We start from the raw sequence: 12396 nt of genomic DNA on the forward strand, positions 1-12396 counted from the left end.
TGACAATTTACCGTCTGCACTTCACGGGATAAACGCCGTTGGCGGTGATAAACTATCAAAATTATTTTGACAATAATGAGGCTGTGAATGCTGAGCCTGCAGCGTGTCGCGATGTTTATTGCAGTGGTGGAATCCGGCAGTTTTACAGCCGCGGCGGCAACGCTGCGCCAGACGAAAGCGGTCGTCAGCTTTAATATCCGCCAGCTTGAGGCTGAACTGGGGGTTTCGTTGTTGCTGCGGACCACACGCCGGCTGGCATTGACGGAGGCCGGTGACGCCTTTTATTTGCGCAGCAAGCAACTGTTGCAGCAGGCAGAGCAACTGGTCAGTGATGTGCGGATGGTCCACAGCGGCTTTAGTGGGGAATTACGAGTCACCAGTACTCCTGAATTTGGCCAGGCTCTGGTCGTGCCCGCTCTGGCGGCCTTTTCCAGTCAGCATCCGCAACTCGGCGTGCATTTCTCCTCTTCATCGCAACCGGCAGATCTGATTGCTGAACGCTTTGACGTGGCTATCCGGCTGGGGACCCTGGCCGATTCGCGTTACCGTGCGGCGCTTATTGAACGTTTTGCAATTCTGGCAGTAGCGGCCCCGTGCTGGCTGGAAACTCATCCGGTGAACTCATTAGAGGCACTGGCTAAAGCCGACTGGATTATCCATGACGGACTCGCGGATGCACTGCACTGGATATTAGAAGGTCCACAAGGGCAACAGTCTGCGCTTAATATCGATAATCCGGCAAAACTGTCGGCAGATAATTCGTCTGCTCTGCGTAGCTTTGCTCTGGCAGGATGCGGAATCGCTCTGTTGCCGGAATGGCTGGTCAGAGAGGACCTGCTTTGCAAAAAATTATCAGTGGTGCTGCCGGAGTGGCAATTTCCTGCTCAGGGGATTTATGCTGTCTATCCGGATACCCGCTATGTTCCGGCCCGTGTCCGCGGGTTTATCGATTTCTTACGTCATTTCCAGGCATCAAAGGCTGCGGAGAACAACCATGAACCCACCGGTTTGGTCTGAACAGACATTACTGGATCGCAACGGCCCGGTGACTGGCATTGCGGCAGATTATCCGGACCGCTTTACCATTGCTGCACACAGCCATCCTATGGCGCAACTGGTGTATGCGATTGAAGGTGTACTGGTCGTGGAAACTGCTGCAGGACGCTGGGTAGTTCCTCCCAGCCGGGCGGTGTGGCTGCAGGCCGGTGTCAGTCATACTGTGCGGATGCGCGGCGCGGCAAGGATGCGCACCTTGTTTGTCCGTCCCGGCGCGATTGAAGGACTGCCCGAAGATGATAGCGTGATTGATGTTTCACCGTTGCTGCGGGAACTGATTCTGGCGGCTGTCAGTGTGGCCAGTGATTATGAGGCTGACAGCAGAGACGGACGACTGATGCGCTTTGTACTCGATGAGTTGTGTTCTTTGCCGGTATTACCTTTTAACCTGCCCTGGCCTCAGGACCCACGCATCGCACGGGTTTGTGAAGTCCTCGCTAATTCTCCTGCGGATAACCGGACGGCCAGCCAGTGGTCAGCAGAGCTGGCGATGAGCCTGAAAACATTCCAGCGCCAGTTTCTGCGCCACACCGGGGTGACTTTCGGGCGCTGGCGGCAACAGGCAAGGCTGCTGCTCTCTCTGGAGTCGCTGGCGGGTGGAATGTCGGTACTGGAAGTGGCTCTGCAACACGGCTACGAAAGCCAGAGTGCTTTTACGGCGGCATTTCGCCGCCAGTTTGGCGTATCTCCGACCGCTTTCTATCGCTAATGGAAAGTACGCCGCAGGAATAATCCGGTCACAGCGCAGGCCAACATGCAAACACTGGCAATCCAGAAAGTATCGCTGTAAGCCAGAAACTCTGCATTACGTTGCACAGCCTCATTCATCACTCCCAGAGCCTGCTGTCGGAGTAACTGTGTTCCTGAGCCATAAAGAGCCTCCTGATAACTGACTGCATGACCGGCCAGTAATCTGACGGTATCGACCATCTGTTGTTGTGTTGCCGGGGAAAAGGGAGTCACGGCACTGCCAATTTGCTGTGCATGTTGCCGGGTGAAATCAACGATGGACTGACTGCACAACGCAATCCCTATGGCCCCTCCGACATTACGCACCATTGAAAATAACCCGGAAGCTGAACCTGATTGTGTTTTATCCAGACCCTGAATGGCCATCACCCCAAGAGCTACGACAACCAGTGATTGGCCAATCCCGCGCACTACCAGTGACGGTACAATCACGTTGGCTGAGGCATCGGGGTTTAAATGAATATTCATTCCGCAGCCTACGGCGGTAATCACAAAACCGGCAATGATAATGACCCGGGGACTACTGAGCCGCATAAGATACGGGGTAGCAAAAGACATAATGAACTGTACGATGCCGTAGGGGATCATCAGCATACCAATCTGCCTAGCATTATATCCCTGCAATTCTGCAAAATAGTTGGGCACCAAAAACACCACACCAAACACCACGGCGCCAAATGAGAATTGCATCAGGCTGGCAACACCAAAATTGTATTCTCCCAGTAAACGCAGATTAATAAACGGATGAGAGGTCCGCAATTCCACCCAGACGAACGCCACCAACCCGGTGATGGCGATAATGGTACAGTTAATAATAAAGGGGGAAGAGAACCAGTCTTCCCGGCCTCCTTCCTCCAACATAATCTGCAGGGCGGATAAACCGACTGCCATGGAGCCCATTCCCCACCAGTCACTGTTGCGAAGCTTGTCCAGACTTAGTGGCTGAGGTTTGACAGACCAGCCAATAGCCGCCAACAACAGTAATCCTGGTGGAACCTGTAAATAAAAAATCCATCTCCACGACCAGACATCGGTCAGCCATCCACCCAGTGCCGGGCCGGCAGCCTGTGCCACATTATTAGCCACAGCAAATAATGCCATCCCAAGGGCGTGTTTACGGGAGGGTAATTCACCGATGATCAACTGAAAGGAGAGGGGGATTAGCACCCCACCAAACGCACCCTGCAGTGCCCGGGCAAAAATCATGGTCTGGATATTGGGGGCCAGCGAACAGACCACCGAGAACACCACAAAACCTGAGGTTCCGGTCATTAATACTTTGCGCATACCAAAGACTGAAACCAGCCAGCCGGTGACAGGGATGATAATAATCTCGGCGACCAGATAAGCGGTGGTGATCCAGGAACCCTCTTCAAAGGTGGCACCTAACGACCCTCTGACATCGGGCAGTGACGCATTGGTGACATGAACATTCATCCCTGCCATAAAACAGCCAATGACACTGCCAAGCACAGCCACCCAGCTGCGCAGGGAAATCGCATCGTTTTGGTTATCTTTATTCATGATGAGTATCCACGCTGACATCAACCGACATGCCGGGCCGGATTGACGCCATTTGTTCCTGACCAGCGGTCAGCTGAATTCTGACCGGCATTCGCTGGACAATTTTGGTGAAGTTACCGGTTGCATTGTCGCTGGGCAGCAGAGCGAACTCTGCCCCGGAGGCCGGCGCCAGACTGACCACTTTACCGTGAAAAGTTTGGCTGTTAAGGGCATCGACACTGACGGTAGCTGGCTGACCCGGACGGATATTAGCCATCTGAGTTTCTTTAAAATTAGCTATGATATATATCGCATCCGGTACTACAGCCAGCAGTGGCCCTCCGGGTTCCCCCAGTTCTCCCGGACGAACTGTTCGTCGGGCGATAGTGCCGGTCACCGGGCTGCGGATCAGGGTATTTTGCAGATCAATCGCTGCCAGCTGTTGTTGAGCCAGGGTTTCGCGGATATGGGCGTCTGCGCCGGAACTTTCAGCCTGCAATGCCTGTTGTTCCTGCTGCAACAGCGACAACGCTAATTGCTGTTGTTGTAAACCGGCGCGGGCTTCACTGCTGGCAGCCGTTGCCTGTGCTGCTATCGACCGGGCATTTTCCAGCAGTTCAGCGCTGCTGATATGTTGCCGGTTCAGATCAGTCTGACGGGTAAGTCCCTTTTGGGCCTGCACTTCTGCTACCTCTGCAGCCTGTAACCGGGAGGCTGCGGCAGTAATCTGAGTGTGCTGTTGTTGTACGCGTAAAGGGAATTGCCTGATACGCGTCTCAATAACCTCCCTGGCCGCAATAGCAGTCTGCCAGGCAGCCTCAGCCTGTTCGGCTCTGGCGCGATAATCTTTATCCTCCAGCATTACCAGAGGTTGCCCGGCTGTGACGTGCTGATTGTCACCAACTTCGACGCGAGCGATATAGCCGGAGATTTTTGGAGCCAGGGTTACAATATCAGCTCGCGCATAAGCATCATCGGTGCTGACCTGCCAGCGAGTGCTGTTCCACCAGAACCCCGCCGCGATGCAAGCGGCGATAACCCCGACAGCGGGCAATAACAGTTTACGCCGCATAATAACGGTACGTCGGGCAGCGATGGCAGCAGGCAATGTATTATCAGTCATGGTTATTTTTCTCTACAACGGCAGTTAATGGAACAGAAGAACGCACCGGTACCGGCAGTATCAGTCGCGGAGCCTGTTGCCAGCCTCCGCCCAGTGCTTTAAACAGAGTGATTTGGCTGTTTAGCCATTGCGCCCGAACCTGCAGTAATTGCTGCTGGCTGCGGATAAGATTGCGTTCACTGTCAATAAATTCCGGTTCGGTGATCGCTCCGGCGATATATGAGGCTCGGGCCAACGCCAGAGTCTGGCAGCTGTGCTGCTCTGTCAGAGTGGTTTCTGCCAGCTCTTGTTGATCTGCCCGGTAGCGTGCCAGTGCATCCTGCATTTCCTGCAATGCACGCAGAATCACCTGATCAAAATTTGCCAGCGCTTTTTGTTCGCCGGCATTGGCTCCGGCGATCCGCGCCCGGGTGGCGCTTATATCCGGGAACGACCAGCTGATCAGAGGGCCCAGACTCCAGACGCTGGCACCACTTTTACGCCAGCCGTCAATTTGTGGGGCCGAGGTAAAAATGGATGACCCCAGAGTAACCTGCGGATAAAGTCCGGAAACCTCGACACCAATCTGTGCGGTTGCCGCACGCAACCTGTCAGCGGCCGCACGAACATCGGGACGGCGTTTCAGCATCTGCGTAGGATTACGCCATGGCATGGCAGCATCCGGTAATTCCGGTGGCTGTGTACAACTGACGGCCGCCAGAGGAGGGTTAGTCGGCAGACGCCCCATCAGCACCGCCAACTGGCTGAGATCATGCTCCCGTTGTGCCGCCAGGCCCGGCAGAGTGCTGCGGGCAGCATCTGCCACGAGTTGCGCATTCAGGCGGTCAGTTTCTCCGACGGCACCGGCGAGTTGTAGCCGGGCGGTAACGCTGGCACCGAGCTCTGCCAGATGTACCGCATGGCGTGCGACGGCGATTTGCTGCGTATCGCTACAGACATTAAGCCAGGCGCGGGTCGTGGCGGCAGCAACTTCCACCCTGACGCATTCTGCGCAAACGGCCCGACAGATCTAACTCCCAACTGACATCCATACCAATGCCATAGCGGTTACCGCGACGAATATCCTGGCTGTTGTCCAGGGCGGCCTGTAACTGATCGCTTAACGTACTGCCATAGCCGGCACTGCTGGTAAAACGAGTGGCTGGCAGGGATTGCGCACCGGTTTCATCTGCGAGAGCATCAGCAGTGAGTAAATCTGCTGCGGCAACCCGCAAATCACGGTTATTCCGCAGGGCCTCACTTACCGCTGCGTTTAGCGCCGTGTCGTGATACATCATCCACCATTGGTCGGTCAGAGGGGGATCTGCAGGGGCATCAGGAGGCAGAGGTAATGTGCTGGCAGGTGGCGCAGAGGGCCCCACCGTACAACCGGTAATAAATAAAGTGATTAGTGCCGCTAATGGCCAGCGTGGAAAGGTCATGGATAGCATCCGTTAATGAGAATGCGTCCAGTTTATGGTGATCTGTTTTGCCGCTATTGCGCCGGATGGACTACTATTATCTTGAAAAGGTCATTCTGGCGCTCTGCTTCCCTTGCAGACTTTCGGGTGTTGTCAGGCGGGAAAGATCTTAGCCAGCGGACCGCCTTCTTTGCAGAAATATGAAACATTTTTTCCGGACTGACTTTTCTGTTAACCCGGACGATTTGCCGCTACATTGAATAGATCACTCGCGACCAGGGAGGCGACTATGCTTTACATCTTTGATTTGGGTAATGTCATCGTTGATATCGATTTTAATCGTGTACTGGGCGTCTGGAGCCACTTAAGTGGGGTGCCTTTAGCGCTGCTGCAAAATCGTTTTACCTTCGATGAAGCTTTTGAACAGCACGAACGTGGTGAGATATCCGATCAACAGTTTGCAGAACTCATCTGCAAAACACTGGAAGTGAATCTGAGTTATGACCAGTTTGCTGCAGGATGGCAGGCGGTTTTTGTCGGTGTGCGTGATGACACAGTCGCGCAGATGAATGCATTACGCGCTGCAGGACACCGGGTTGTCATTCTGTCGAATACCAATAATCTGCACTGTGAATTCTGGCCTCAGCAGTATCCGGAGGTGAGCTCTGCAGCAGACGCAATTTATCTCTCTCAGCAATTGAAAATGCGTAAACCTGAGCCCGGGATCTACCAGGCAGTGCTGGAGAAAGAAGGAGTCGCTGCCAGCGAGGTCGTGTTCTTTGACGATAATGAGTCCAATATCAATGCGGCCCGTCAGGCAGGAATCCACAGCGTACTGGTCACAGGACCGGAGACTGTCCGGCAGTGGTTTGCCACCTCCGGAGTACACTCCTGAAAGTTCTCGCGGGGGCCGAAAAACCGTTAACCCCGTATCTCTGTAGTCAGCAGGGAGCTCAACAGCATGAAATTACCGGTAAAGATTCCGCTCAGATGGCTGGTCGTTCTGTGGCGCAGAATCGATGAAGATAACATGACCGTGCATGCAGGTAACCTGACCTTTGTATCGCTTCTGGCGCTGGTTCCGCTGGCCACGGTTGTTTTTGCGCTGTTCGCTGCATTTCCGGTGTTTTCTGACATCAGTGTTCAGCTGAAGCACTTTATTTTCAGTAACTTTGTACCGGCAGCAGGCACCGTGGTGGAAGACTATCTGGAACGGTTTGTCAGTAATGTGAACCGGATGACGGCAGTCGGGGCCATCGGGTTAATTGTCACGGCCCTGTTGTTAATGCACTCGATTGACAGCGCTCTGAACACTATCTGGCGTAGCCGGACCAAACGGCCTTTAGTGTTTTCCTTTGCCGTTTACTGGATGGTCTTAACGCTGGGGCCGTTACTGGCAGGGGCCAGCCTGGCACTGAGTTCTATTCTGTTTTCTGCCCAGTGGATTAATGACAGCGGGGTTATCCGGTTGCTGGAACCGGTGTTACGGGTGTTCCCGTTACTGCTGTCGGTTCTGGCTTTCTGGCTGCTTTACAGCATTGTTCCGACCCGCCAGGTGGCTGCACTGGATGCCCTGACCGGGGCGATGGTGGCCGGGGTATTGTTTGAAGCTGGCAAGAAGGCATTTTCTTTATATATCACGACGTTTCCTTCCTATCAGATGATTTATGGCGTGCTGGCAGTGATCCCAATATTAATTCTCTGGATGTATTGGACCTGGTGTATTGTATTACTCGGCGCTGAGATTACGGTCTCTATTGAACACTATCGCCAGTTAAAACAATCTCCAAAAGAAGGACCTGAAGCTTCATGATTGCATTAATTCAGCGGGTTACCGAAGCCTGCGTCACTGTTGATGGTGAAATCACAGGACAGATTGCTGCCGGTTTGCTGGTGCTACTGGCGGTTGAAAAAGATGATGATGAAAAGAAAGCACAGCGCTTAGCTGAACGGGTTCTGGGCTACCGGGTATTCAGTGATGATCAGGGGAAAATGAACCTCAATCTGCAACAGGCAAAGGGTAGTCTGCTGGTGGTGTCTCAGTTTACCCTCGCTGCCGATACGCAAAAGGGGATGCGGCCATCATTTTCTGGTGGCGCCACCCCTGAATCTGCCCGGCAGTTATACGAATATTTTAGTGACTGTTGTCGTCAGCAAGGTGTGCACACTGAGAATGGCCGGTTTGCGGCAGATATGCAGGTCAGTCTGGTCAATGACGGACCAGTAACCTTCTGGTTACAGGTATGAGTGAACCTCTGGCTGTCGCTCCACCGGCGAATGTATCCGGCAACAGGGAGAATCAGTTTATGTACCATTTACGTGTCCCTCAAACACCGCAGGAACTGGAGACTTACTTTCACTTCCGCTGGGAAATGTTGCGCAAGCCTCTGAAACAGCCTGAAGGCTCTGAACGTGAAGCCTGGGATGCTACCGCGCATCATCAGATGGTGGTAGGTGAAGATGATCAGCCGGTCGCGGTCGGGCGGTTGTATATTAATGCTGATAATGAAGCGTCAATACGATTTGTGGCAGTGGACCCGACAGTCAGAGGAAAAGGGCTCGGCACTCTGCTGATCATGACTCTGGAATCGGTCGCTCGTCAGGAAGGCGTAAAACGGGTGACCTGTAGTGCCAGGGAAGATGCCGTCGAATTCTTTGCCAAACTTGGGTACGTCAATCAGGGCGAAATCACTGCGGCACAAACGACTCCGGTTCGTCACTTTCTGATGATAAAACCGATAGTGACAATGGATGATATTCTGCATCGTGCCGACTGGTGCGGGCAGCTGCAGCAAGCCTGGTATGATCATATTCCTCTGAGCGAGAAGATGGGGGTGCGGATACTGCAATATACCGGTCGTAAGTTTATCACCACCATGCCGGAAGCGGGTAATCAGAACCCTCACCATACCTTGTTCGCAGGCAGCCTGTTTTCACTGGCAACACTGACTGGCTGGGGACTGATCTGGTTATTGCTGCGCGAGCGCCATCTGGGCGGTACGATTATTCTGGCAGATGCTCATATTCGTTACAGCAAACCGATTACCGGGCGTCCTGGCGCAGCAGCTGACCTGGGGTCTTTACGCGGTGATCTGGACCGTCTGGCCCGTGGCCGCAAGGCAAGAGTTCGTCTGGATGTTTCCCTGTCAGGGGACGACGAAACCGGAGCCGTATTTGAGGGTGTGTACATTGTACTGCCAGCCGATCCGCTTCGGACTCTGGAAGAGGGCGGGTCGGGGATAGACTGACCCGCCTGATTGTGGTGACGCCCTCCGTGATGGAGTGCCTCACCGCGAGCGATCTACCGAATATTCCCGTTCTGCATGGTCTGTTGAACCGCACCTGCATCAGTGGAGATATTCAGCGAACCATTTACCGTCGGAGCCAACTGTTTGTCGGCCTGCAGACTACCGGAGGCATTCAGAGTCAGGTTGCCCTGACCTGTTACGCTGGTTACCGGCCATCCCCAGTTTGCAAACATATTGACCGGAACTGACTGTCCGCGCAGATTCACACTGAAATCACGCGAAGGCTGCTGGGATATCTGCGCACTGCCAACCATCGGGCCTTTATTCACCAGCATTTTGAAGTCATTGATGCTAATTTTCTGTGCATCTGCATGGAGTTTCAGCCATGGTGCGCGGATATCCTGACGATTGAAGGTGGCTTCGGCGGCCTGCCATTCACTGTCTCCGGACCAAATTCCCCACTGATGGTTTTGAGCCAGCAGCATCTGAGTCCCGCTGGCATGTAACGCCGTCATCTGGAACGGGAAGCGTGGATTAATATCAATGACCAGTGAGTTATTAATCGTCAGGTTGCGGACCAGAACCGAATCCAGCCAGTCAGGCAACGGAGTCTGCCAGAACTGTCGCCAGTCTTCGGGCAGGGTATATTCCAGCCCGGTCAGGGAAAGATTACCCACCGCCAGCTGCCGACTGTCAGGGGACCATGTACCGTTGGCGGTCACAGTGCCGTTTACCCAATGGGTACTGAAGTTACTGATATTCAGCCCCTGAGCCGTTTGCTCCATCGCAACCTGTGGCTGGGTGAATCCCTGGGTTCCCCAGACAAATTCACTGGCCTGTAGCGAAAGTTTTCCGCCCTCGCTCAGCAGTGTATTGTCGGGGATTTGTGGATTATTCAGTTGCAGATTCAGGTCGGTCACTGCCCAGTCAGGCCCTACAATGGTGGCATGACTGACCGATACCTGACCGGGCTGAATATCGTGTTGTTCCAGCGGAGCCAGCAACTCAGGCAGGCTTTTCGAGGTCTGGAAACGGGTGTTTTCCAGATTCAATTGCCGGATTTGCCAGTGATCTGCTTCCCGGATGGCGGAACCAGAGAATGTGCCTCGTTCGGCCTCTCCGTTCACATTATCCAGCACCAGTTTCTGTGGCGAGACTGAGCCACGGGCGCTGATATTCTGCAGATGTTGCTGTCCCAGAGTCAGCTGACCGATACCAATGTGAAAGCTATAACTGTTGCCCAGCATCTCTGACTGTGAAGGTTTCCACGGGCTAATTTCTGCGGTTGTCTCGCTGGTCTGATAGCTTTTATTGACATCTGGTTGTACGACGCTGATGTTATCCAGGTAAAGATGGTTAGCCTGTAACGGGAAACCGGTACCGGGACGAATGTTAGCCAGATCGATTTCACCATCGCTGAGACGCAGGCTGTCAAAATGCGATGGATCGCTAAATTGCAGTAAGGAGAGTCCCAGCGTGACTTTACCGGCAACTACCATGGCCGGCTGTCCGTCATTGCCGAAAGTAAAGTCATCCAGGGTAACAACCAACGGCGAGCTTAGCGAATGCCTTATTCGGCCAATAGACAAATGATAAACGGTATCGTCGCTGATCCAGCGGCTAAGCGTGCCTGCGCCCCAGGTGCTTTTCAGTACAAACCAGGCAGCAACCAGCAGCAGCAAAAGGATGAGCAGCAGTATCAGGAAAAATTTTCCAATAAATTTCATTTTGTCTGTCCTGAGTCCTGAGAATGAGCTACTGCCTGTTATGCCTGAAATTACGTCAGACCTCAATGTTGAACATGCAAGTTATTGGCAAAACACGGGGAAAAACCGGAAAGAACAGCAAAACCAGTCGATAAATAGTGGCTGAATCACCCTGGTCAAGCCTCCCCGTTGCGGGGAGGCCAGGTAACATTTACTTTTCGCTGGCTGTCACCGGAAAAATAAGATTCAGAATAATAGCGGTGATACCGCCTGCAGCAATACCCGAGGATAACAGTGTTTTCAGCCACTCCGGAGCAAACTGCAGAATTAAAGGTTGCTGAGATACTCCGAGGCCCACGGCCAGAGAAATAGCGATAATCATGATGGCACGGCGATCGATAGCTTCACGGGCAATAATACGTACCCCGGAAGCAGCGATGGTACCGAACATCACCAGAGTCGCTCCCCCCAGTACAGGTTCCGGAATATGCTGAACCACCCCACTGACTGCCGGGAAAAGGCCCAGCAGAATCAACATCAGAGACACCAGAAATCCGACATACCGGCTGGCTACACCGGTCAGTTGAATCACGCCATTGTTTTGACCGAAGCAGGAATTTGGAAAGGTATTAAACAGCGCTGATACGCAGGAGTTCAGGCCGTTAGCTAACACGCCACCCTTCAGACGCTTCATATACAACGGTCCACTGACCGGTTGCTCAGAAACATCAGAGGTTGCTGTAATATCGCCGATAGTTTCCAGAGAGGTCACCATAAATACCAGCATTAGCGGCAGCAGCAGATTCCAGTCAATGCCCAGCCCGTAATAGAACGGTCTCGGGATCATGATTAACGAAGTATCCGTTACCGGTGCACTGGCCGGAAGCATATTCAGGGCCCAGGCAAGCAGATAGCCAACAGCCATGGCGATTACCAGTGAAGCGATACGCAGATACGGATTTTTCTGGCGGTTCAGAATAATAATGGTCAGTAATACGACCCCGGCCAGCAGCAGATTCGCCGGTGCACCGAAGGTATGGTTGCTCAGTGCTGTAAAGCCCCCGCCAATCGAGGTCAGCCCGACCTGAATCAGGGATAAGCCAATGATCATCACGACTATTCCGGAGACCAGAGGGGTGATCACCCTACGGGCATAAGGCAAAACCCTGGACAGCAACATTTCGGTACAGGAGGCGAGCATTAGTGTGCCAAACAGAGCTGCCATCATGGTAGTGACATCGGCACCGCCGTGTTTCAGCGCCAGGCCCCCCATAATCAGTGGTGAAACAAAATTAAAACTGGTGCCCTGAATGGATAACAGTCCTGACCCGACCGGTCCCCAGGTTTTAATCTGCAAAGCAGAAGCCACACCGGAGGCAAATAAAGACATGCTGATAATGTGCCGGGTATCGGCTGCCGGTAATCCCAACGCCTGGCAGATCAATAGTGCCGGCGTAATGACTGCCACAAACATCGCCAGAAGGTGCTGTAATGCGGCAAATAATGCCTGGGGCAGAGGGGGCCGATCATCCAGGCGATATACCAGTTCACTACGGGAGGGTGCGGGCTGCGAGTGCAACGGAGCGTCGGAAGACATTAAAACCATTCCT

Annotated in this window: 12 protein-coding genes; 6 read left to right on the forward strand and 6 right to left on the reverse strand. The window is 53.4% G+C overall.

All coding sequences use genetic code 11. The annotated features are described in order from the left end of the window. The first annotated feature begins 87 nt into the window (after positions 1–87). Together A7K98_RS21030 and A7K98_RS21035 are read left to right on the forward strand one after the other, a co-directional pair. A complete protein-coding gene (locus A7K98_RS21030; RefSeq protein ID WP_087490278.1) occupies positions 88–1017 on the forward strand; it encodes a LysR family transcriptional regulator in 930 nt (309 codons plus the stop codon). Then, complete coding sequence (locus tag A7K98_RS21035; RefSeq protein ID WP_087490279.1) at positions 995–1765, forward strand: AraC family transcriptional regulator; 771 nt, start codon at positions 995–997, stop codon at positions 1763–1765. Before A7K98_RS21030 ends, A7K98_RS21035 begins: the two co-directional genes overlap by 23 nt. Here A7K98_RS21035 and A7K98_RS21040 read toward each other — a convergent pair. From A7K98_RS21040 to A7K98_RS21635, 4 genes are read right to left on the reverse strand one after another with little or no spacing between them, the layout of a single operon-like run. After that, positions 1762–3330: a DHA2 family efflux MFS transporter permease subunit gene (locus A7K98_RS21040; protein WP_198361123.1), complete on the reverse strand. Its 1569-nt coding sequence runs from the start codon at positions 3328–3330 to the stop codon at positions 1762–1764. The two genes, A7K98_RS21035 and A7K98_RS21040, sit on opposite strands and share 4 nt — an antisense overlap. After that, positions 3323–4432 carry an HlyD family secretion protein gene (locus A7K98_RS21045; RefSeq protein ID WP_087490281.1) on the reverse strand — a complete coding sequence of 370 codons (1110 nt, stop codon included), beginning with the start codon at positions 4430–4432 and terminating at the stop codon, positions 3323–3325. Before A7K98_RS21045 ends, A7K98_RS21040 begins: the two co-directional genes overlap by 8 nt. Further along, a complete protein-coding gene (locus A7K98_RS21050; protein WP_232461577.1) occupies positions 4425–5408 on the reverse strand; it encodes a TolC family protein in 984 nt (327 codons plus the stop codon). The genes A7K98_RS21045 and A7K98_RS21050 overlap by 8 nt, the downstream gene beginning before the upstream one ends. Further along, the gene (locus tag A7K98_RS21635; RefSeq protein WP_232461578.1) at positions 5371–5853 is read right to left on the reverse strand and encodes an outer membrane factor lipoprotein domain-containing protein; all 483 of its coding nucleotides are present in this window, start codon (positions 5851–5853) and stop codon (positions 5371–5373) included. The genes A7K98_RS21050 and A7K98_RS21635 overlap by 38 nt, the downstream gene beginning before the upstream one ends. A gap of 268 nt (positions 5854–6121) precedes the next feature. On the opposite strand from A7K98_RS21635, the gene yihX reads away from it, so the two are divergent. The 4 genes from yihX to fabY all read left to right on the forward strand — a co-directional run bounded on the left by yihX (position 6122) and on the right by fabY (position 9080). After that, positions 6122–6727, forward strand: a complete 606-nt coding sequence (gene yihX / locus A7K98_RS21055; RefSeq protein WP_087490282.1) for a glucose-1-phosphatase — start codon at positions 6122–6124, stop codon at positions 6725–6727. A gap of 66 nt (positions 6728–6793) precedes the next feature. After that, positions 6794–7645: a virulence factor BrkB family protein gene (locus tag A7K98_RS21060; RefSeq protein ID WP_087490283.1), complete on the forward strand. Its 852-nt coding sequence runs from the start codon at positions 6794–6796 to the stop codon at positions 7643–7645. After that, entirely contained in the window at positions 7642–8079 is a 438-nt protein-coding gene (dtd, locus tag A7K98_RS21065; RefSeq protein WP_087490284.1) for a D-aminoacyl-tRNA deacylase, read from the forward strand. The genes A7K98_RS21060 and dtd overlap by 4 nt, the downstream gene beginning before the upstream one ends. Positions 8080–8138: 59 nt before the next feature. Next, positions 8139–9080 carry a fatty acid biosynthesis protein FabY gene (gene fabY, locus A7K98_RS21070; protein WP_087490635.1) on the forward strand — a complete coding sequence of 314 codons (942 nt, stop codon included), beginning with the start codon at positions 8139–8141 and terminating at the stop codon, positions 9078–9080. 53 nt (positions 9081–9133) lie between these two features. Here the strand turns inward: fabY and A7K98_RS21075 are convergent, their stop codons facing one another. Next, the gene (locus tag A7K98_RS21075) at positions 9134–10807 is read right to left on the reverse strand and encodes an AsmA family protein (protein WP_087490285.1); all 1674 of its coding nucleotides are present in this window, start codon (positions 10805–10807) and stop codon (positions 9134–9136) included. Between the two features lie 190 nt (positions 10808–10997). Then, the gene (locus A7K98_RS21080) at positions 10998–12392 is read right to left on the reverse strand and encodes a uracil-xanthine permease family protein (protein WP_157666043.1); all 1395 of its coding nucleotides are present in this window, start codon (positions 12390–12392) and stop codon (positions 10998–11000) included. Positions 12393–12396 lie beyond the last annotated feature (4 nt).

The sequence above is a fragment of the Tatumella citrea genome (assembly GCF_002163585.1).
Lineage (GTDB): Bacteria > Pseudomonadota > Gammaproteobacteria > Enterobacterales > Enterobacteriaceae > Tatumella > Tatumella citrea.

Bases quoted from the DNA above. Each gene is read 5' to 3' on its own strand.
- A7K98_RS21030 (WP_087490278.1), top strand. From the start codon at position 88: ATGCTGAGCCTGCAGCGTGTCGCGATGTTTATTGCAGTGGTGGAATCC.
- A7K98_RS21035 (WP_087490279.1), top strand. From the start codon at position 995: ATGAACCCACCGGTTTGGTCTGAACAGACATTACTGGATCGCAACGGC.
- A7K98_RS21040 (WP_198361123.1), bottom strand. From the start codon at position 3,330: ATGAATAAAGATAACCAAAACGATGCGATTTCCCTGCGCAGCTGGGTG.
- A7K98_RS21045 (WP_087490281.1), bottom strand. From the start codon at position 4,432: ATGACTGATAATACATTGCCTGCTGCCATCGCTGCCCGACGTACCGTT.
- A7K98_RS21635 (WP_232461578.1), bottom strand. From the start codon at position 5,853: ATGACCTTTCCACGCTGGCCATTAGCGGCACTAATCACTTTATTTATT.
- yihX (WP_087490282.1), top strand. From the start codon at position 6,122: ATGCTTTACATCTTTGATTTGGGTAATGTCATCGTTGATATCGATTTT.
- A7K98_RS21060 (WP_087490283.1), top strand. From the start codon at position 6,794: ATGAAATTACCGGTAAAGATTCCGCTCAGATGGCTGGTCGTTCTGTGG.
- dtd (WP_087490284.1), top strand. From the start codon at position 7,642: ATGATTGCATTAATTCAGCGGGTTACCGAAGCCTGCGTCACTGTTGAT.
- fabY (WP_087490635.1), top strand. From the start codon at position 8,139: ATGTACCATTTACGTGTCCCTCAAACACCGCAGGAACTGGAGACTTAC.
- A7K98_RS21075 (WP_087490285.1), bottom strand. From the start codon at position 10,807: ATGAAATTTATTGGAAAATTTTTCCTGATACTGCTGCTCATCCTTTTG.
- A7K98_RS21080 (WP_157666043.1), bottom strand. From the start codon at position 12,392: ATGGTTTTAATGTCTTCCGACGCTCCGTTGCACTCGCAGCCCGCACCC.